General features: G+C 66.3%; 21 protein-coding genes and 3 tRNA genes. All 24 read right to left on the bottom strand.

Annotation, left to right across the window (positions count from 1 at the left end):
• A partial coding sequence (locus ACL03I_RS38400) for a hypothetical protein (RefSeq protein ID WP_412808518.1) occupies positions 1-280 on the bottom strand: 280 nt, incomplete at its 3' end.
• A 408-nt stretch (positions 281-688) separates the two neighbouring features.
• Positions 689-1,417, bottom strand: coding sequence for a hypothetical protein (locus ACL03I_RS38395; protein ID WP_412808517.1), 729 nt, complete (start codon positions 1,415-1,417; stop codon positions 689-691).
• Positions 1,418-1,427: 10 nt separating this feature from the next.
• The gene (locus ACL03I_RS38390; RefSeq protein ID WP_412808516.1) at positions 1,428-2,168 is read right to left on the bottom strand and encodes a hypothetical protein; all 741 of its coding nucleotides are present in this window, start codon (positions 2,166-2,168) and stop codon (positions 1,428-1,430) included.
• 103 nt (positions 2,169-2,271) lie between these two features.
• Positions 2,272-3,513, bottom strand: coding sequence for an MlaD family protein (locus ACL03I_RS38385; protein WP_355072058.1), 1,242 nt, complete (start codon positions 3,511-3,513; stop codon positions 2,272-2,274).
• The gene (locus tag ACL03I_RS38380) at positions 3,510-4,748 is read right to left on the bottom strand and encodes an MCE family protein (protein WP_364439591.1); all 1,239 of its coding nucleotides are present in this window, start codon (positions 4,746-4,748) and stop codon (positions 3,510-3,512) included. Before ACL03I_RS38380 ends, ACL03I_RS38385 begins: the two co-directional genes overlap by 4 nt.
• Positions 4,745-5,977 carry an MCE family protein gene (locus ACL03I_RS38375; protein WP_356970018.1) on the bottom strand — a complete coding sequence of 411 codons (1,233 nt, stop codon included), beginning with the start codon at positions 5,975-5,977 and terminating at the stop codon, positions 4,745-4,747. The genes ACL03I_RS38380 and ACL03I_RS38375 overlap by 4 nt, the downstream gene beginning before the upstream one ends.
• A gap of 37 nt (positions 5,978-6,014) precedes the next feature.
• The gene (locus tag ACL03I_RS38370) at positions 6,015-7,025 is read right to left on the bottom strand and encodes an MCE family protein (RefSeq protein WP_355072054.1); all 1,011 of its coding nucleotides are present in this window, start codon (positions 7,023-7,025) and stop codon (positions 6,015-6,017) included.
• Positions 7,025-8,101 carry an MCE family protein gene (locus tag ACL03I_RS38365; RefSeq protein WP_355072053.1) on the bottom strand — a complete coding sequence of 359 codons (1,077 nt, stop codon included), beginning with the start codon at positions 8,099-8,101 and terminating at the stop codon, positions 7,025-7,027. The genes ACL03I_RS38370 and ACL03I_RS38365 overlap by 1 nt, the downstream gene beginning before the upstream one ends.
• On the bottom strand, positions 8,098-9,447 hold the full coding sequence (locus tag ACL03I_RS38360) for an MCE family protein (protein WP_364439596.1): 1,350 nt from the start codon (positions 9,445-9,447) through the stop codon (positions 8,098-8,100). Before ACL03I_RS38360 ends, ACL03I_RS38365 begins: the two co-directional genes overlap by 4 nt.
• Positions 9,444-10,307, bottom strand: coding sequence for an MlaE family ABC transporter permease (locus ACL03I_RS38355; protein WP_355072049.1), 864 nt, complete (start codon positions 10,305-10,307; stop codon positions 9,444-9,446). Before ACL03I_RS38355 ends, ACL03I_RS38360 begins: the two co-directional genes overlap by 4 nt.
• Before the next feature lie 3 nt (positions 10,308-10,310).
• A complete protein-coding gene (locus ACL03I_RS38350; RefSeq protein ID WP_355072047.1) occupies positions 10,311-11,105 on the bottom strand; it encodes an MlaE family ABC transporter permease in 795 nt (264 codons plus the stop codon).
• A gap of 11 nt (positions 11,106-11,116) precedes the next feature.
• Positions 11,117-12,193 (bottom strand): ABC transporter ATP-binding protein, encoded by a 1,077-nt coding sequence (locus ACL03I_RS38345; protein ID WP_355072045.1) that lies wholly within the window; start codon positions 12,191-12,193, stop codon positions 11,117-11,119.
• 236 nt (positions 12,194-12,429) lie between these two features.
• The gene (rplL, locus tag ACL03I_RS38340) at positions 12,430-12,810 is read right to left on the bottom strand and encodes a 50S ribosomal protein L7/L12 (protein ID WP_043698929.1); all 381 of its coding nucleotides are present in this window, start codon (positions 12,808-12,810) and stop codon (positions 12,430-12,432) included.
• A 56-nt stretch (positions 12,811-12,866) separates the two neighbouring features.
• Positions 12,867-13,406 (bottom strand): 50S ribosomal protein L10, encoded by a 540-nt coding sequence (gene rplJ / locus ACL03I_RS38335; RefSeq protein ID WP_355072042.1) that lies wholly within the window; start codon positions 13,404-13,406, stop codon positions 12,867-12,869.
• 433 nt (positions 13,407-13,839) lie between these two features.
• Positions 13,840-14,379: an NADPH-dependent FMN reductase gene (locus ACL03I_RS38330; protein WP_412808515.1), complete on the bottom strand. Its 540-nt coding sequence runs from the start codon at positions 14,377-14,379 to the stop codon at positions 13,840-13,842.
• Between the two features lie 96 nt (positions 14,380-14,475).
• Complete coding sequence (gene rplA, locus ACL03I_RS38325; protein ID WP_067810457.1) at positions 14,476-15,189, bottom strand: 50S ribosomal protein L1; 714 nt, start codon at positions 15,187-15,189, stop codon at positions 14,476-14,478.
• Positions 15,190-15,268: 79 nt separating this feature from the next.
• The gene (rplK, locus tag ACL03I_RS38320) at positions 15,269-15,703 is read right to left on the bottom strand and encodes a 50S ribosomal protein L11 (protein ID WP_043733097.1); all 435 of its coding nucleotides are present in this window, start codon (positions 15,701-15,703) and stop codon (positions 15,269-15,271) included.
• Positions 15,704-15,799: 96 nt separating this feature from the next.
• Positions 15,800-16,615 (bottom strand): transcription termination/antitermination protein NusG, encoded by an 816-nt coding sequence (nusG, locus tag ACL03I_RS38315; protein ID WP_355072038.1) that lies wholly within the window; start codon positions 16,613-16,615, stop codon positions 15,800-15,802.
• Positions 16,616-16,705: 90 nt separating this feature from the next.
• Entirely contained in the window at positions 16,706-17,104 is a 399-nt protein-coding gene (secE, locus tag ACL03I_RS38310; RefSeq protein ID WP_355072036.1) for a preprotein translocase subunit SecE, read from the bottom strand.
• Positions 17,105-17,212: 108 nt separating this feature from the next.
• Positions 17,213-17,285, bottom strand: a tRNA-Trp gene (locus ACL03I_RS38305).
• A 222-nt stretch (positions 17,286-17,507) separates the two neighbouring features.
• A complete protein-coding gene (locus ACL03I_RS38300; RefSeq protein ID WP_356963462.1) occupies positions 17,508-18,572 on the bottom strand; it encodes a fused (3R)-hydroxyacyl-ACP dehydratase subunits HadA/HadB in 1,065 nt (354 codons plus the stop codon).
• A gap of 181 nt (positions 18,573-18,753) precedes the next feature.
• Positions 18,754-18,924, bottom strand: coding sequence for a 50S ribosomal protein L33 (rpmG, locus tag ACL03I_RS38295; protein ID WP_011211653.1), 171 nt, complete (start codon positions 18,922-18,924; stop codon positions 18,754-18,756).
• A 41-nt stretch (positions 18,925-18,965) separates the two neighbouring features.
• A tRNA-Met gene (locus ACL03I_RS38290) sits at positions 18,966-19,041 on the bottom strand.
• A gap of 77 nt (positions 19,042-19,118) precedes the next feature.
• Positions 19,119-19,191: transfer RNA gene (locus ACL03I_RS38285), tRNA-Thr, on the bottom strand.
• Positions 19,192-19,813: the final 622 nt, after the last annotated feature.

The raw sequence follows: 19,813 nt of genomic DNA, 5'->3' as shown, positions 1-19,813 counted from the left end.
AGGACAGGGACATGGAGCCGGAGAAGTCCTCGATCGGAGAAAGCTCCTCGAGTACCTCCTCGAGGCCACCGACTAGGCCGACGTCGCCGCGAGCCGCCGCGCGCTCACGCCAATCCGGCGAACCGATCAGCCAAGCGAACGATTCCGTTTGTAGATCGAGAAGCCCGGGCACCTCCAAGGGTTCACGGATCTTCGCGAAAGACACCCGCAACGGGGCTCCGGGGATTCCGGCAACTGCCTTGGTCTGGGTGGAGACTGCCAAGATGCGTCCTTCCAGCACCTCATGCGCGTCGCGTGGTGGTCCGCGACCGTCGCTTGTCTGCTACGAATTCCGCTGGTTACTACCCGAACGAAACTCGAACAGGCAACAACGGAAGTAACACCGGAAGGGTGAACTTACGTGTGCAAATCGAGGTATGGACAGGAGGCAGCCAGCGCAACGTCCAAACCTACACCCAAGTACACGGGGGTGTCAAAGTACCACCCGTGTGATCGTCCGCATGGCTGCCGCGCCGGGCCGAATCCGCTGGCTGCGTCCTGACCCACGGTGCACTGGAAGCCACTGTGACAGCTGCCGCTGTTGTGAATAGCGTGACGGTTCGGGCGAAACTCGTCAAGTGGCAGGCCCGGCCGGGGCGCCGGCGAGATCGCCTGCCGCGCTGCGTCATCCCGGCCGATGTGGTAGCCGTTACTGGTCCACGATGTCGCTGGCCAGCCAGCGACCGCCCACCTTCTGCATGTGCAGGACAACCGGGCCCGAGACGCTCTGCTGCGCCACGCCGTCCTTGGTGGCGCTCACCACCAGATTGACGATCAACTCGGCGCGATCGTCGGTGAGCAATGTCACAGCAATCGGATCGGCTTTTGCATCGGCACTGGTCTGCGCCTGCTTGACCGCCGAAATAGTGGTGTCGGCGTACTTGTCCAGATCGGCGAGCATCTTCCCGGTGAGCACCTGCTTCGCGGTGTCCCGATAGCCGTCGATCTTCTTCACGTCATAGGCGTAGACGGTCCGCAGCGCGTTGTCGGCGGCCGCGCGCACCTCTTGGGTGGCCTCGTTGTCCACGTAGGCCTGATTCGACGTGTCCACGCCGGGCTGTTGCGCGGCGAGCCACGCGAAACCCCCGAGTAGGAGCGCGGCGATCAGCAGGGCCGCGCTGACGCCCCAGCGCGGCCGTCCGGTCGTGCGCCGCGGACGGTCCTTGCCGCGCGAGATGATCTCGCGCCATCGAGGGGCACCCGCAGGGGTTTGTTCGGCGCGGGGGTTATCCGATTCCGCGGCGGGCCGGGAAACGCCCGCCACACGCGGTTTGCGGGCTTGTGCGGGCCGTTCGGTGCGCGAGGACGCGGTACGGGGCGGTTCCGCGCCGGGCCTGCGCTTGGAGGTGACCCGGTTGACCGGTCGGCGAGACGTCATGGGTGTCCTCCTACGATCCCGGCTTCGGCGCGGCGGGCGGCTGGTCGGCCGCGGGCGCGGTCGGCCGCCCGGCGGGCCCGCCGCTCAGCAACACCGGCTGGCTGAGCGAGGAGATCTGCTCGGCCTTCCAGACCTCGCCGTCCTTGGCCAGGTCCACGGTCCAGGTGTAGCGGTAGTCGGCGGGCGGCTTGTCCTTGCCCTTCTCGGTGACCTGCAGCACGACCAGCGCCGACGCCTTGTCCTCCTCGCTGTTGAGCGAGGTGAGCGCGGAGCCGAGCACCTTCGAGGTCATCCCGACCCCACTCTGCTGCGCCATCTGCTCCGCCTGGTCCTTGTTCTTCGTGGCCGAGTCCAGCAACGCTCCGGTCATCGAGGACCGGGCCAGCGCCAGTGAGCCGGGCACGTCGTCCAGGTTCATCGAGGTCATGTTGAGCGCGGCTTGGCGCGCGGCGTCCAGGGCGGTGTCCCTGGCCTCGGCGCGCGGGCCGTCGGTGAACGCGGCCCGTACCCAGCCCGCGCCGAACCATGCGGCGCCGGCCAAAGCGATGACCAGCAGCACGGCCGAGCAGACGAGGACCACCCGGCTGAGCACGGACGCACCACCGAGGCGAGCGGACTCGGCGCCTGCCCGGTCGGTGACTTTCCGATCACCGGCGTCGGATTGCGCCGTGGGCGTTTCCGCCGCTGTCGTCACGGTGTCCGGCGCGTCCGTCGCCGCCGCATCGGACCGTTTGGTCAGATCGGCGGTCACGACAGCGCCTCGCCGTCGGTCGGCTCGGTCGCGCTCCACGGCATGCCCGTGGTTCGCTCGCTCCAGTCACTCACGCGAGACACCCTAACGTCATTGCTCCTGGTCACCGCTTCGGCGTGACCCCCAGCAGGGTCGACAACTGCACGGCCACCGGAGTCAGGTTCAGCTTTTCCGGATCGGTTTTGGGGTTGGAGTCCCAGGGCTGGACGATGGCCGGATCGGCGAGATCGGCTCGTTCGCCACCCCGGACGGCGGTCGGATTACCGAACGGCACAAGACATTTGGCGTCCTTGTTGAACGGGAACTCGTCGCGCGTGTCGTCGAAGTTCGGGTTCTGCGCCTTCATCTGTTCGAGAATCCGATGCGTGCCCTCGTAGCCCACCGTACAGGCGGGCGGATTGTTGGTCTCGAGCACCAGGCCGAAGTGACTGGTCCCGTCGCCGGGCGCGGTCGAGGAACCGCCGATCGACAGCTGCGGGAGCATCTGCAGCAACGGCTTGATCGCGTAGAACTTCGGTGAGATCGCCTGCAACAACAGCCGCAGATTGGACAAATCCTGGGTGAGCGAGCCACCGCTCTGCTCGAGCAGCGCGCCGATCTGCTCGCCCGCGTCGGTTCCGGTGCCGATGAGCCTGCGCACGTCGGGGTCGCTGGAGCGCAACTGGGCGGTGAGCTTGTCCAGGCCGTCGCTGAATTCGCGGATTTGCGCGGACTGCTCGGCCTGCGTGCCGAGGGCGACCCTGCCGTCGCGGACCAGCTGGATGGTCTGCGGCAGCGTCTGATGGAAGGTCTCGGTGAATTTGTTCAGCGAGTCGATCAGCACCTGCAGATCGTCGCCCTTGCCGTCGAACGCCTTGCCCAGTTCGCGCACCGTCGTGTTGAGCGCTGTCAGGTCCACCGAGCTGGCGAAGGTGTCCACGCTGGACACCAGTTGCTCGACCGACACCGGCAGGGTCGCCGAGGTGATCACCGAGTTGTCCCGCAGGAACGGGCCGGCGTCCGAATCGGGCTGCAGATCCACGTACTGCTCACCGATCGCGGACCGGTTGGCCACCACGGCTTTCGCCGACGCCGGGATCTTCGGTGCGCTCGAGTCGATGACGAGGTTCATCACCACGCCCTCACCGGTGAGTTCCAGCTCACCGACCCGGCCGACCGGGACGCCGCGGTAGGTCACCTCGGCGCCTTTGTAGATGCCGCCGGTCTGCGCCGCGCGCAGCTTCACCGTGTACTGGTTGAGCCCGAACATGTGGTCGAGCCGGATGTACTTGCCGCCGACGTACACGACGCCGAGCACCGCGATGACCACGAACGCGATGAGCTGCCACCGCACCAGACGTGTCATCGCGGACCACTCCCTACGCCGAGTTGCTCGAGAATCGCCCCGACCGGACCGGGCACGCCGGGCGCGGGCGGCTGCGCCATCAGCGGCGGCAGCGGCAGGATCGACACCGTAGGCCAGCCCGGACGCGGACCGTTGCCGTTGTAGTACGGGTTGGTCGGGTTCACCGGCACCGGCGGACCGACCGGCGGGATGTACACCGGATCGGGTTTGCCCACACCCAGGTTGCTGAGCGTGACGCCGATCTGCTGGTCGACCGACAACCACGTGTTCACACTGCCGCCGAAGGTGCTCTCCAGCGCCGAATCGGGGAACGGGTAGGTCGGGATCAAGGGAACCGCGGTGACCAGATCCGGCGCCGACCGGCCCAGTTCCTGCAGCGTGGGCCGCAGCGAGGTCAGGTCGCGGATCAGGTCGTCCTTCGCGGTGTTCAGCACGTCGAAGCCTGCCTCGCCGAGCCGGTCCAGCTGCGCGAGCAGGGCGACCAGTTGCGGGCGCTGCTCTTCCAGGATCTTGATGCCCTTGGGCAGCTCGTCGAGGATCTTGCCGATCTGATCGGTCTGCTTGCTCACCCGGCTGCTGAGCACGTCGAGACCGTCCAGCGCCCGGGTGATGTCGTCCACCTGCTGGTTCAGGCCGTAGATCAGCGTGTTCGCCTGCTCGATCAACGAGCGCACCCGGTCCTCGCGGCCGCCGAGGGTCTTGTTCAACTCGGTGACGATCGGCTGCAACTGCGCGACGCCACCGCCGTTGAGCAGCAGCGACAGCGCGCCGAGCACTTGCTCCACCTCGGTGGCGTGCCGGGTGCGGTCGACCGGGATGACCGAGCCGTCGGCCAGCCGGGTGGACTCCGGCTCGGCGGCGGGTTTGGAGAGCTCGATGAACTTCTCGCCGAGCAGGTTCGATTGCCGGACCTCGGCCCGCGCGTTCGCGGGCAGGTTCACCGACGAGTTGACCACCGTGCGCACCGTGGCGGTCCACTGGTCCTTGCCGATGCTGATCTTCTCGACCCGGCCGACCGGCACGCCCTCGACCTTGACCGCCGACTGCGGCACGAGGTCGAGGACATCGTCGAACTGGATGTCGATGTGCATCGGATGCTCGCCCACGTCGGCGCCGCCGGGCAGGGGCACGCTGTAGATGCCGTCGGAGGCGCACGATGTGATCAGCGCGCCGGTCAGGCCGAGCGCCAGCGCCGCGCCGAAACCGCGTACGAGCGAACGGATTCGAGTGCTCATCGCGCCCCTCCCTGCGACGGCGGAAGCCGGTCCGACGGCGTGCCGGGCACGGTGCCCGGCACCGGATCGCGCTGCTGGTTCTCGCCGCTGAGGATGCCGAACGGCAGGTTCAGCGTCGGGGTCTGCACCCCGGAGGTGATCTGGTCGGTGATCTCCTTGCAGTGGTCGAGGATCGGCCGCATCTGCCTACCGAGCGCCTCGAACTTGGGATCGCCTGGCATCAGCTTGGACAGGTCGAGCATCTTGCACACCACGCCGAACGGGTCCTGCAGTTCGGGGAAGTTCGCGCGCATGTCGAGGGTGCCCGATTCGGCGTTGTGCACGTTGATCAGGTTGCTCAACGCCAGCGGCAGGACCGGCAGCAGGGCGGCCACGTCGTTGCGCTGATCCGACAGCGTCTTGGTGAGCTGGGTCAGTTTGTCGGCGTTGCTCGCGATCAGGTCCCGGTTGTCGTCGATGAAGCGGGCGACGTCACCCAGCGCGATCGACAGCAGATTCAGTGCCGCGCCGAGATTCTGCCGCTCGTCGGCGAGAAAGGACGACAGGTCGGCCAGCTGGGTGTTGAACTGCCGGACCTGCTGGTCGTTCTGGGCCAGCATGGTGATGAAGGCCTGCAGGTTCTTGACCGTGTCGAAGATGTCGCCGCGGGCGTCCGACAGGTATCGCGCCGCCCTGGACAGCTGGGTGAGGCTGTTGGCCAGCGCCTCGCCATTGCCCGACAGGTTCGCCGCGCCGGTGCGCACCAGCTCGTTCACCGCTCCCTCGGCGTTGGCGCCGTTGGGCCCCAGCGCGTCGGAGAGTTCGGTGATGCTCTTGTACAGCTGGTCGACTTCCACCGGCGTGGCCGTGCGCTCGCGCGGAATGGTCGCGTTCCGCGCCATCTTCGGGCCGCCGGTGTAGGCCGGGGTGAGCTGGATGTAGCGATCCGACACGATGGACGGCGTGATCTGCGCGGCTCGCGCGTCCGCGGGCACGTCGTACTTGCGATCCACGCTCATCACGATCTTGACCTGATCGCCCTGCGGCTCCACCGAAGCGACCGAGCCGACCGGCACGCCGAGAATGCGCACGTCCGAGCCCTCGTAGATGCCGACCGAGCGATCGAAGTAGGCGGTGATCTTGGTCGTGGTCAGCCGGTCGAACAGCCACCACAGCACCACCGCCACCAGCACGGCCAGCACGACGACCAGCGCGATGCCGACCTTTGCGCCACGGCTGGAGCCGCGCACCGCGCCGACCGGATCGCTACGCCAGTTGTCCGCCACGTCAGTTACCTCCCAAGGTGCGGATCGGCTGACGGTAGCCGGGGATTTCGGGCAGTGCGGGCGGCACCACGTTGACGATCACCGCGTCGAACCAGCGCCCGGTGCCGAGCACACTGGCGTAGAGGCTGTAGAACGGCGCCGCGAGTTCCAGCGTCTTCGAAACGTTCTGCTGGTTGTCGTTGAGCAGGTCGATGGCGGCGCGCAGATTCTTCAGCGCGGGCCCGATCTGCTCCTCGTTGTCGTGCACGAGCGCGCTCAGCTCCGCGGAGACCGTCTTGGCGCCCGACAGCAACTGCCTGATGGACTGCTGGCGGACGTTCAGTTCGGCGAGCAACTGGCCGCCGTTGGCGAGCAGCCGCTCGAACTGGGCGTTGCGGTCGGCGAGTATCTGCGTGGTCTGCCTGGTGGCGGCGAACAGCTTCTTCAACTCCTGATCGCGCTTGGCCAGCGTCTCCGACAGCCGGGCGACGCCGTCGATGGAGCCGCGGATCTCCGGCGGCGTCGTCTCGAAGGCGTCCGACAGCACCTGCATGCTCTTGGCCAGCTGGGTGGTGTCGATCTGATCGATGGTGCGCGCGGCGTCGGTGAACGCGTCCACCACGTCGTACGGGGAGACCGTGCGTGAGAGCGGGATCCGTGAACTCGGATCGGCCGGCTTCGAGCCTCGCGGATCGAGGGCGAGGTACTTCTGGCCGAGCAGCGTCTTGATCTGAATGGACGCGGTGGTGTCGTTGCCGATCCAGGTGTCCTTGGTGCGGAAGTCCACGAGCACCCGGTCACCGTCGAGCCGGACGTCGGACACCGACCCGACCTTGACGCCGGCCACCCGGACCTCGTTGCCCTTCTTCAGGCCCGCCGCCTCACGGAATTCCGCGGTGTACTTGGTCCCCGCGCCGATGATCGGCAGCTGATCCAGGAAGAACGCCGACACCGTCACCAACAGCACCACGGCGAGGCCGAGCGCGCCCAGGAACGCCGGGCTGCGCTTGCCGAGCAGAATGCGATCATCCATCAGCGAGCCTTCCCGTGGCAGCGCGGCGCGGCGTTGGTGTACAGCGGCTGGTTGATCGTCGGCAGTCCTGCTGGCAGGTTGAGCTGCGGCGCGTCGACGGCGCCCGGCCCGACGACGATGTCGATGCCGCACAGATAGAACTGGAACCAGGAGCCGTAACTCGCGGCGCGCCCGAGCTTCTCCATCTTGAGCGGCAGGTTGGTCAGCGCTTCGTTCACCTCGTCCTGGCGCTCGTCGAGCGTGCCGGTCAACTGGCTCAGACCCGCGATCGACCCTTGCAGGGTCGGACGCACCGGGACGAGCAGGTCGGAGGTCGCCGAGGTCAGGTTGGCCAGCGAGGTCACCGAACGGCCGATCGTGTCGCGATTGGCGTTGAGGCCGCTGATCAACGCTTCGGTGTTCACGATCAACTGATCGAACTGGTCGTCACGCTGATTGACGGTGTCCAGCACGGCGGTCAAATTGCGGGTCAGCTCACCGATCACGGCGTCCTTGTCGGCGATCTTGTTGGTCAGGTTCGCCGTGGTCGCGACGAGATCGTGGATCGTGCCCTGCTCACCCTGGAAGACCTGGATGATCTCGAAGGAGAGCTTGTTCACGTCGTCGGCGGTCAGCGTACGGAACAGCGGCCGGAAGCCGTTGAACAGCGTGGTCAGGTTCAGCGCGGGCCTGGTGTGCTCCAGCGGGATGGTGCTGCCCTTGTTCAGCTTCCGTCCCTGCTCCCCGGTCCCCTGCTCCAGCGCGATGTAGCGCTGGCCGACCAGGTTGCGGTACTTGATCGTCGCGGTGGTCGACGCGGGCAGCCAGTCCCGGTCGGTGAGGTCGAATTTCACCTCGGCCAGGCGTTTGTCGACGATCGAGACAGCGGTGACCTTGCCGACCCGCACGCCCGCGATGCGGACCTCGTCACCGGGATTGAGCGAGGTGACGTCGGTGAACCTGGCCTTGAAATGCGTGCCGCCGCCGCTGTAGTTGGCGATCGACAACGCGAGCACGGTGGTCACGAACAAGGTCACCACGACGAAGATGACCAGCTTGGTCAACGGCCCGCCCAGGCCGCGCAGTTGCTGCTTCATCGCACGCTCACCTCGCTTCCACGGAACGCGGGCGCGCCGACCCTGGTCACCCAGCCAGGCACCTGATCCGGGGCGACACCGTTGGCCGCGCCGTAGATCGCGCCGAGCGACTGCTGCTCCATGGGGGAACCGGCGATCGTCGGCATCTTGCTCGCCGGGTGGACGCCGAACTGCGGCGGCTCCAGATGACCGGTCTGCTGGTCACCCGGGTTGCGACTCGGGACGGCGTAGGAGCCGTCGTTGTTCGGGCCGCCGGTGTACTGGCCGGGATCGACGCCCACCGGCATCTCGGGGATGCACCACGGCCCCCTGGTGTCCAGCCAGCGCGGTTCGTCCTGGTTGGGCAGGTATTTGCCGCGGGTGTTGGTCAGCTCGATGGTCACTCGGGAACCCGGGTTGTCGGTGCCCTTGCCGAAGATCCGGTCGATGCGCGGCTTCAGCTGCGCGAAGTTCGCCAGCGCGCACGCGTAGTTCGGCGAGTAGTAGGCCAGCTGCTCCAGCGCGGGACGGGAGTCGGCCGCCACGTCGACGATGTTGTCGCGGTTGGCGAGCAGGAACTCGGTGGTGGTGGCCGAGGTCGGCGTCAGCGTCGCGTACAGGGCGTCGATGTCGGTGCGCCGCTGCACGATCGTGGCGTTGGTAGTGCGCAGGTTGTCCAGGGCCTGGATCAGCTGCGGCGCCGCGTCGGAGTAGGTGGCCGCCACCTCGGCGAAACTGCGCAGGTCGGCCCGCAGGTCCGGAAGCACCACGTTGACCTGGCGGAAGATATCGTCGAGCTTGTCCAAGGTCTGGCCGAGCGCGGTGCCCTGCCCGGACAGCGCCTGGGACAGCGCGCCCAACGTGGCCGCGAGATCCTGCGGCGGGATGGCCTGGAGCAAGGGCAGCACATCGTCGAGCAATTTGCTCAACTCGATGGCGTTGCCGCTGACGTCCTGGTGCAGTGTGACGCCGTCGGTCAGATGCTGGGGGCTCGGCTGCTCCGGGATCACCAGGTCCACGTACCGCTCGCCGAACAGCGTCTTGGGCAGCAGGCGCGCGGTCGCGTTGACGGGAATCTGCTGCGCCTTGTCCGGATTGATGGCCAGGTTCAAGGTCACCTCGCCGCCTTCGGAACTGCTCGAGCGCACCTCGCCGACCGTGATGCCACGTACCTTCACGTCCGCGTTGCGAGTCAGCGCGTTGCCCACGCTGTCGGTGATCAGATCGACGTCCACCGTCTTCACGAATTGCTTGTTGTAGATCGCGATGGTGGTCCACAGGAACAACGCGACCACGACGAAGAACGCGATCCCCAGCGCCCGAGTACGTAGCTTCGCGGTGGAGCGCCAGGTTTGAGTGCGGCTCATCCGGCCACCCGCACCGTGGTGGTGGTGCCCCAGATCGCGAGGCTGAGGAAGAAGTCGAGCACGTTCACCAGGACGATCGCGGCGCGGACCGCGCGGCCGACTGCGACGCCGACGCCCGCGGGGCCGCCGGTGGCGTGGAACCCGTAGTAGCAGTGCACCATGATGATCACGAACGCGAAGACCAGCACCTTGAGGAACGAATAGAGCACGTCCTCCGGTGGCAGGAACAAACTGAAGTAATGGTCGTAGGACCCGCTGGACTGCCCGTTGAACCAGATGCTGATCGTCCGCGACGCGATGAACGTGCCGAGCAACCCGACGATGTAGAGCGGGATCACCGCGAGGAACCCGGCGATCACGCGGCTGGTGACCAGGAACGGCACGCTGGGCACCGCCATCACCTCGAGCGCGTCGATCTCCTCGGAGATCCGCATGGCGCCGAGCTGCGCGGTGAAACCGCAACCGACCGTCGCCGAGAGCGCGAGCGCGGCGACCAGTGGCGCGATCTCACGGGTGTTGATGTAGGCGGTGAGGAAGCCGGTGAGTACCGAGCTACCGAGCGCGTCGAGGGCCTTGAAGCCCTGCAGGCCGACGACGACGCCGACGGAGCCGGACATGAACACGATGACGCCGATGGTGCCGCCGATCACCGCCAGCGCGCCGGTGCCGAAGGTGACCTCGGCGAGCAGCCGCATGACTTCCTTGCGGTAGTGCACCGCGGTCCGCGGGATCCACGCGATGGCCCGCGAGTAGAACGACATCTGCTCGCCCGCGCGATCGATGACGTTGAGCGGCATACGAGCGACTTCACCCACCCGGCGCATGGACTTGGCGACCGGGGTTCGGTATGACGTGGCCATCTGTCAGGCACCCTTGGCGGGGACGACCTGTAGGTACACCATGGTCAGGATGAGGTTCACGAAGAACAGCACCATGAACGTGATCACCACGGATTGGTTCACCGCGTCACCGACTCCTTTCGGGCCCCCCTTGGGATGCAGCCCTTTGTACGCGGCGATGACGCCGGCGAGCAGACCGAATACCGCCGCCTTGATCTCACCGATCCACAGGTCCGGCAGCTGAGCGAGGGCGGAGAACGACGCCAGGTAGGCGCCGGGAGTGCCGCCCTGCAGCAGGACGTTGAAGAAGTACCCGCCGGCGATGCCGACAACCGACACCAGTCCGTTGAGCAGCAGCGCGACCAGCATCATGCCGAGTACGCGCGGCACCACCAGCTTTCGCACCGGATCGATGCCGAGCACCTCCATCGCGTCGATCTCCTCGCGGATGGTCCGCGAGCCGAGATCGGCGGCCACCGCCGACCCGGCCGCGCCCGCGATGATCAGGGCCGTCACGACGGGAGCCGCCTGCTGGACGGTTGCCAGCACACTGGTCGCGCCGGTGAAGGATTCCGCGCCGAGCTGCTTGATCAACGAGCCGGTCTGCAATGCCACGACCGCGCCGAACGGAATCGCGACCAGCGCGCTGGGCAGGATCGAGACACTCGCGATGAACCACGACTGCTCGATGAACTCCCGCCACTCGAAGGGGCGGCGGAAAGTCTTTCGCAAAACGTCCAGGAGCAGCGCAAAGATGTTGCCGGCCTGGGCAAACCCCGACTCCAGGGGAGTTCGCAATCGCGCCAGGGTCGAATTCACGATCGCAGATGTTACCCGTTAGTTGTGTTGTGTCGCACGGTGGTGTCGAAAGCGCCACCTTGATAATTAGCCAGGTCGCCGCTGTTGTATGCCATCACCTGCGTATCGTCGTTGTCGTCAAGTGATTCACGGATCGCGACCTGCGCGGCATGCGGCAGCGTATGCATGATCTCGCGCACCCGCTCCTTCCGCCGCAACACCGCCTGACGCACCGGCATCCCGGGAGTCGCGCGCATCTGCGGAATGATCCCCTCGACCTCCTCCGCGCCACCGTGATGATGCCCGGCGTCCACCAACGCCTGCTCGCGCGCCATCTGCGCCTCGTCCTTCTCCTCCGACATACCGATCGGCCCGATCATCCGCCCGTTGAGGAACTGCTTGACCACCGGCTCCTCCGAGGTCAACAACACCTCCCGCGGACCGAACATCACCAACTGACGACGGAACAACATCCCGATGTTGTCCGGCACCGTCCGCGCCAGATTGATGTTGTGGGTCACGATCAGAATCGTCGCGTCGATCTGCGCGTTGATATCGATCAACAACTGCGACAGATACGAGGTACGCACCGGATCCAGACCCGAGTCCGGCTCATCGACCAGAATGATCTGCGGATCCAACACCAACGCCCGCGCCAATCCCGCACGCTTCCGCATACCACCGGAGATCTCACCGGGAAGCTTGCCCTCGGCCCCGAGCAGACCGGTCAACTCCAGCTTCTCCATCACGATCTTCTTGATCTCGGATTCGCTCTTCTTCGTATGCTCCCGCAACGGGAACGCCACGTTGTCGAACAGGTTCATCGACCCGAACAACGCACCGTCCTGGAACAACACGCCGAACAACTTCCGGATCTCGTACAGCTCCTTGTTCGAACACGTCGTGATATCCGTGCCATCGATGAAGATCGAACCACGTTCCGGGCGCAGCAGACCGATCAGCGACTTCAAGAACACCGACTTACCGGTACCCGACGGCCCCAGCAACGCACTGACCTCGCCCGAAGGCAACGTCAACGACACGTCCTGCCAAATGCGCTGGGAACCGAAAGACTTGGTCACACTCTCGGTCCTGACCTCGACGCCCACGCCAACCTCCACAAATTCTCAGCGAGCTGCCCACCGGCGAACCGCGCGCTCGGTCATCGCGGTCCGTCACGTGTGGGTTCGGTCACTGTAACTCATGGGACAGATCGGGCACACCCCAACCTGACTGCGTAGTAACTCCGCAATCCTTTCGGTATCGGCGATAGCGGCGGGATTGCCAAAAACGCGAACGGGCGATCCCCAAAGGGGACCGCCCGTTCGGCGTGTTCGGTCGTGAATTACTTGACCGAGACCTTGGCGCCGGCCTCTTCCAGCTTCGCCTTGGCGGCCTCGGCGGCGTCCTTGGCGACCTTCTCCAGGATCGGCTTCGGGGCGCTCTCGACCAGGTCCTTGGCTTCCTTCAGGCCCAGGCCGGAGACGATCTCGCGGACCACCTTGATGACCTGGATCTTCTTGTCGCCCGCACCCTCGAGGACGACGTCGAACTCGTCCTGCTCCTCGGCGGCCTCGGCCGGAGCGGCGGCACCGCCGACGGCGGCGACGGCGACCGGAGCAGCCGCGGTGACCTCGAACTTCTCCTCGAACTTCTTCACGAAGTCCGACAGCTCGAGCAGGGTCATGTTGCCGAAGGTCTCGAGCAGTTCGTCAACGTTGGCCATTGTTGTGTTCCTTTCGGTAGTTGATGTCTATGCGGGCGAGTCGTGCCGCACGGGTCTTACTCGGCGGCCGGTGCGCCTTCTTCGGCCTGCTTCTTCTCCTGCAGCGCGGCGGCCAGGCGGGCCACCTGCGAAGCGGGAGCGTTGAACAGACCGGCGGCCTTGGTGAGGTTGCCCTTGAGCGCGCCGGCCAGCTTGGCCAGCAGCACCTCGCGGGTTTCCAGGTCGGCGATCCGCTCGACCTCGGACACGGACAGCGGAGCGCCGTCCATGTAGCCGCCCTTGATGATGAGCGCCTTGTTGTCCTTCGCGAAGGTCTTCAGGGCCTTGGCCGCGTTGACCGGCTCACCCGTGATGAAGGTGATCGCGGTCGGCCCGACGAACAGTTCGTCGAGACCTTCCACGCCCGCCTCGGCGGCGGCACGCTTGACCAGGGTGTTCTTGGCGACGGAGTACGTGGCGTCGGCGCCGAGCGCGCGCCGCAGCTCGGTGAGCTTGCCGACCGACAGGCCACGGTATTCCGTGACGACGGTGGCCGTCGAGCTCTTGAACTGCTCCGCGATCTCCTCGACCGCGGTGACCTTCTCGGGTTTTGCCATACTTCGCCTCCTCTCTGATTGGTCGGTTCGTATACGCGAACTACCGATCAGGGGCCGGCGACAAAACAAACGCCCCGAACGCAGAGCGTTCCGGGGCGCAACAGAAAACCGATCCGGTGCGTATCCGGATCAATTCCCAGCCTCGGCTCTCCCTGCGTGGGCCGCCGGCAATGTCGCCGGACCTTCGACCGAGCCCATACGGGATCGGCGACCAACGGTCTTCGGTAGAACGGATTGGGTAGCGATCGAACTCGTCGATAACTGACTTCCAATGTACCTGCATGGGTTCCCATCTGCCAAAACGGGCCCCGGCAGACGTCTGATCGCACCACTCGGCCGTCGAATCGTTGTGCCGCGACTCACTTTTCCGCGGTGCACACCCGTGCGCCGCCTGGAATGCGATGCCGCGGTCCGCGTCGGCGAGTGGTGTTTCTCACGAAGTCGCGGTCGCGGCATGCCGCGCGAGACCGCGCAACACGGCCGTGGCACCGGACCGGAATTCAGGGTCGGCGACCAGTCCGTCCGGGCCGACGCCCTCGCGCGGCACAGGGAGTCGTCGGCAGGCATCCGGATCGATGTCGGCTCCGACGTAACCCAGCACGCTGCGCAGTGTGGCGGTCGCGCCGTCACCGCGACCCTCCGGCGCGACCGTGATCCAAGCGACCGGCTTGCCGTAGAGATCACCGGCGCCAACCGTCCAGTCCAGCAGGTTCTTCAAACTGCCCGGCAAAGTGCCCGCGTATTCGGGCGTGGAGAACAGCACGGCGTCGGCGCGCGAAAGTTGTTCGCGGAGCGCGACTACCGCGGGATGAGCGGTGCTGTCGTCGTCCGGAGCGAAAGCGGGCAGATCCGCGAGCCCGTCGTACCAGACGGTTTCGACACCGTCCGGGGCGATCGCCGAGACGGTTCGTAGTGCGGCGGAATTGGTGGAGGCGGCGCGAGTACTACCGGAGATCAACAGAACGACGGTCACATCCACCCCAACCACGCCGTCGGGCGGATTAGTCCTCGAACGCGCAACGGCGGGAACGCACAATGCGTTCCCGCCGTTGCCGCGGCTCGCTGCTGCTTACGCGTCCTCTTCCAAGAGGTTGCGGGTGCGGTTCGGGTCCACCGGGATGCCCGGTCCGGTGTTCGTCGAGACCGTCACCTTCTTGACGTAGCGGCCCTTGGCGGTCGACGGCTTGGCCCGCAGGATCTCGTCCAGCGCGGCGCCGTAGTTCTCCACCAGCTTGCTGTCGTCGAAGGACGCCTTGCCGATGACGAAGTGCAGGTTGGCCTGCTTGTCGACACGGAAGTTGATCTTGCCGCCCTTGATGTCGTTGACGGCCTTGGTCACATCGGTGGTGACCGTGCCCGTCTTCGGGTTCGGCATCAGGCCGCGCGGGCCGAGGACACGCGCGATCCGGCCGACCTTGGCCATCTGGTCCGGGGTGGCGATCGCGGCGTCGAAGTCCAGCCAGCCGCCCTGGATCCGCTCGATCAGGTCCTCGGCGCCGACGGCATCGGCGCCCGCGGCCTCGGCCTCGGCGGCCTTCTCGCCCGCGGCGAACACGATGACGCGGGCGGTCTTACCGGTGCCGTGCGGCAGGTTGACCGTGCCGCGGACCATCTGGTCCGCCTTGCGGGGATCCACACCGAGACGCACGGCGACCTCGACGGTCGCGTCGGTCTTGGTGGTGGCGGTCTCCTTCGCCAGGCGCGCGGCGGCCAGCGGGGAGTAGAGCTTGGTGCGATCGACCTTCTCGGCCGCGGCGAGGTACGCCTTGCTTCGTTTTGCCATGATTCTCTGTCCTGTTCGATCGGTAGTTCAGACGTGGTTATCGGGCCTGGCCGGCCCTCCCACCGGGGAGCGGTTCCGCTCAGCCCTCGACGGTGATGCCCATCGAACGCGCGGTACCCGCGATGATCTTGGCCGCCTGCTCGAGGTCGTTGGCGTTCAGATCTTCCTGCTTGGTCTTGGCGATCTCGCGCACCTGGTCCATGGTCACCTTGGCGACCTTGTTGCGGTGCGGCTCCGCCGAGCCCTTCTGCACGCCGGCGGCCTTGAGCAGCAGCTTGGCGGCGGGCGGGGTCTTCAGCTTGAAGTCGAACGACCGGTCCTCGTACACCGAGATCTCGACCGGGATGACGTTGCCACGCTGCGACTCGGTCGCGGCGTTGTACGCCTTGCAGAACTCCATGATGTTGACGCCGTGCTGACCGAGCGCGGGGCCGACCGGAGGGGCCGGGTTCGCCTGGCCGGCCTGGATCTGAAGCTTGATGATCCCGGCGAGCTTCTTCTTCTTGGGGGGCATCTTTCTTTCCTAGGTGTTGGTGTCCCTTGCTCTTTGCAAGTCTGGTGTTGCGATCCTCGCCCGGGCCGGATTCACCCGGCCGCCGACAGAGCTGGTCTAGATCTTCGCGACCTGGGTGAACGCCAGCTCGACCGGGGTCTCGCGGCCGAAGATCGACACGAGCACCTTCAGCTTCTGCTGCTCGGCGTTCACCTCGGAGATGCTGGCGGGCAGCGTCGCGAACGGGCCATCCATGACGGTCACCGACTCGCCGACCTCGAAGTCGACCTCGATGACCGGCTTCGGCGCGATCTCGCCGCCCGCGGTCTCGGGAGTCGCCGCAGCGGCTGCCGCGGCGGGCTTCTTCTGCTGCTGTGCGGCCGGAACGAGGAACTTCACCACGTCATCGATGGACAGCGGCGACGGGCGCGAAGTGGCGCCGACGAAACCCGTGACGCCGGGGGTGTTGCGCACCGCGCCCCACGACTCGTCGTTCAGCTCCATGCGGACCAGGATGTAACCGGGCAGCACCTTGCGGTTGACGTGCTTGCGCTGCCCGTTCTTGATCTCGGTGACCTCTTCGGTGGGCACCTCCACCTGGAAGATGTAGTCCTCCAGGTCCAGGTTCTGCACGCGGGTCTCGAGGTTGGCCTTCACCTTGTTCTCGTAACCGGCGTAGGAGTGGATGACGTACCACTCGCCGGGAGCGCGCCGCAGCGCCGCCTTCATCTCGGCGACCGGGTCGGCGGGCTCGGCATCGACGGCGGCGGCAGGGGCGGACTCAGCGGGCTCCGATTCCTCGACCGCGGGCTCGTCGGTCGCGAACTCCTCGACGGAGTCGGTGGACTCGGCCACCGTGTCGTCGGCCGGGAACTTGTCGTGTGTGTCGTTCTCCGGGGTGCTCACTGGGGCACTCGCTTCCTGTGTCGTCACGTACATCCTCTGCGTGCCGGGCCGGGCGCGCGGCGAAATCACTCCACCCGTCTCCGCCCGGGATCGGCTACCGGCGTCGGCGTCGTTCAGCTAGCCGAACAGCCAGTTGACACCCTTGATGAACGCCAGATCCAACCCGCTGATGAACGCGACCATGAAAATCACGAACACCAGAACAACGCTCGTATAGGTGACCATCTGCTTCCGGTTGGGCCAGATCACCTTGCGCAGTTCCGCGATGACCTCACGCAGGAACTTGAGCAAACGCTTGAACGGATTACCCGACTTCTTGCGTTCGGCCCGATCGGTCGCCTTGGTTGCCTTCCGCGACGGACGGTCGAGCGTGGCGATAGCGCCCGTGTCGACCTCCGAAGACCCGGCACGGGTCCGCCGCGCGGACCGCTTTCCGCTCGGCCGTGTCGCTGCGGCGGTGTCGTCGCCTTCGTCGGCGGCATGTGCGCCGCGGCGAGTGTCCCGCTCGTCGCTCACGCCTTCTCCTCGCTGAGCTCGGTGCCGTCGTGCGCGATGCGCGCTGTGCCAATGGCTCGCTCGCTACGCTCGCTCACGTCGATCCTCTCTCGTCGCTGGCATCCAGGGCAGGGGCGACAGGACTTGAACCTGCAACCTGCGGTTTTGGAGACCGCTGCTCTGCCAGTTGAGCTACGCCCCTTTGGTCGGACGATGTTTACTGTCCAACCACTGTTCGATATTCAGTTGTGCCCTGGTGTCACACAACACGCGCGCCGCTCCGGCAGTTGCCGGCCCCGTCGGCGAATCCTCGCGGATCGCCTGGAACCAGCCCCTCAGAGCAGCGCGCAGCGGCTGGCGACCCCAGAAACCTGAGTGTACGTTACCGCCCGCGCCATTAGCCAATCCGGGTCGCTGTCCCTGGTCAGGCCAGCTGCACCGTCGCGGTCGCGCGGCCGAAGATCTTCTTCCCCGCCGCCTTCGCGACGATGGCCACGACCGCGGTCTTTGTCTCCGGATCGACCGACTTCACCTTACCGGTGTACTCGACTTCGGCGGCCTCGTCGGACCCGACGTAGACCGGGCTGGTGAAGCGGACGTTGTACTCCTTGATCGCGCCCGGGTCGCCCAGCCACGAGGTGACGAAACCGCCACCGAGGCCCATGGTCAGCATGCCGTGCGCGACCACGTTCTCCAGGCCGACCAGCTTCACGACCTCGTCGCTCCAGTGGATCGGGTTGGCGTCACCGGAGACGCCCGCGTAGTTCACCAGATCGCCGCGGGTGAGCCGGACGACGCGGGTGGGCAGCTCGTCACCCACCGAGACGTCCTCGAACCCGATGGCGTGCTTGGTGCGCACACCGTCCACGGGCGGCACGACCGGCGCCGGCGCCTGGGTCACCGCGAGCGAGCGCGGACGATGCCCCGGCGCGTCCTCGCCGATGCCGTGCATGAGCACGTTCCGGACGGCGGCGTTGAGGTTCGGGTCGATATCGCCGCCGCTGCGGCCGACGAGGGTGGTGTAAGTGGTGAGCACCAGTTCGTCGTTCTGCGCGGTGACGATGTTTTTGGTCACGATGATGTCGCCGCCGAATGCCTGCCGGAACGAGTGCAGGTGGACATCGCAGGTGAGCTGGTCGCCGACCTTGATCGGGCGATGGAACTCGAGGATCTGGTCGGTCTGCATGATCTGGCTGAGGTCGTAGCCGGTGACGACCTCTTCGAACAGTTTGCGCTGGGCGAGAATTCCGACCAGGGAGATGAAGGTAACCGGCGCGAGCAGGTTGTCGTACCCGTACTCCTGCGCCGCGTCCTCGTCCCAGTGCACCGGGTGGTAGTCCTGCACGGCGCGGGCGTATTCACGCACCTTCTCGCGGCCGACCTCGTAGTAGTCGTCGACGCGGTAGTGGTGACCGACCATCGCCGCGGCGTTCGCCGCGGGGTCGAGCGCCTCGCTCGTCTGGACCGCTTCGTCTGTACCGGTGTTGATTGTCACGGGAGGACTGTACCTATCTGACCCCGTCACCCGGAGTCTGTGGAGCGCTCACCACCGCACCCACACCGTGAAATGCGTCAGGGCCGGACAATTGTCCGGCCCTCGCGGTGCCACGGCCCGAGATACCGGGAGCGACTCCCGGCGCTACACCACGCGGTAGTTCACGCGTGGATGACTAGCGGGATTCGCGGTGCGCCCGGTGCGTGCCGCAGTTCGGGCAGAACTTCTTCAGCTCCAGGCGGTCCGGATCGTTGCGCCGGTTCTTCTTGGTGATGTAGTTGCGGTGCTTGCACTGCTCGCAGGCCAAGGTGATCTTTGGCCGGACATCGGTGGACTTCGCGGCCACGATATGCCTTCTTTCCGGTACCTGATGGGCTTGATCGGTTGTGGTAGCGATGGCCGGACTTGAACCGGCGACACAACGATTATGAGTCGTTTGCTCTACCGACTGAGCTACACCGCCACGGCGTCGCATTGCCATGGTGCCGAGCCCGCACTATCGGGAGCGATGCCGAGTCGGACACCACCGGCAATCCGGCGAGCCCCCTAACGGAATCGAACCGTTGACCTTTTCCTTACCATGGAAACGCTCTGCCGACTGAGCTAAGGGGGCATGACTACTTCCGCACCGAGCCCCAAACACCCGACCTCAGCGCGGTGAAGTCTTGAACGAGGTTACACACTCACCGCTCCCACCACCAAACCGTGTGGTCAGAGACGTATTTTTCGCCCGCGCGGACACGGAATTCCACGCGTCGCCAGGGCTCGCACCCACGTCGGCGCCGCTCGCGACCGCGTTGAGCGCACAAACCGACCCCGCAGGGCTGTCGGGTTCACGCAGACCTCGGAGTGCGCGGCCTCGAAATGCACGGCGTATGAGATCGGCCGATCGGCACACACGGGCACCCGAACACCCGTGACCGACGCCAATCCGGCAATCCCAGAATCAAACGAAACGCGTGTGACCAACGCAACCACTGGAAGGGGGGTCCCGGGGGGCGAAGCCCCGCCGGGCGGGGCGTGGGGGGGGGCCCCCCCCCCCCCCCCCCCAAACCCCCCCCCCCCCCCCCCCCCCCCCCCCCCCCCCCCCCCCCCCACAATTTTACCCGCCCCGCCCCACCCCCATACACCCTGGGTTTGCAAAACTCTTCCCCTCCCCGCGTCAGTGCCGCTCTCGACCGCGCGGGGGCCCACGACTGGCGGCTGTTGCTCGCCGCGACCGTCTCCGCGGGCTG

It is taken from the genome of Nocardia sichangensis, from assembly GCF_047200615.1.
GTDB classification, from domain to species: Bacteria; Actinomycetota; Actinomycetes; order Mycobacteriales; family Mycobacteriaceae; genus Nocardia; species Nocardia sichangensis.
This window is presented reverse-complemented; position numbering and strand designations above follow the sequence as displayed.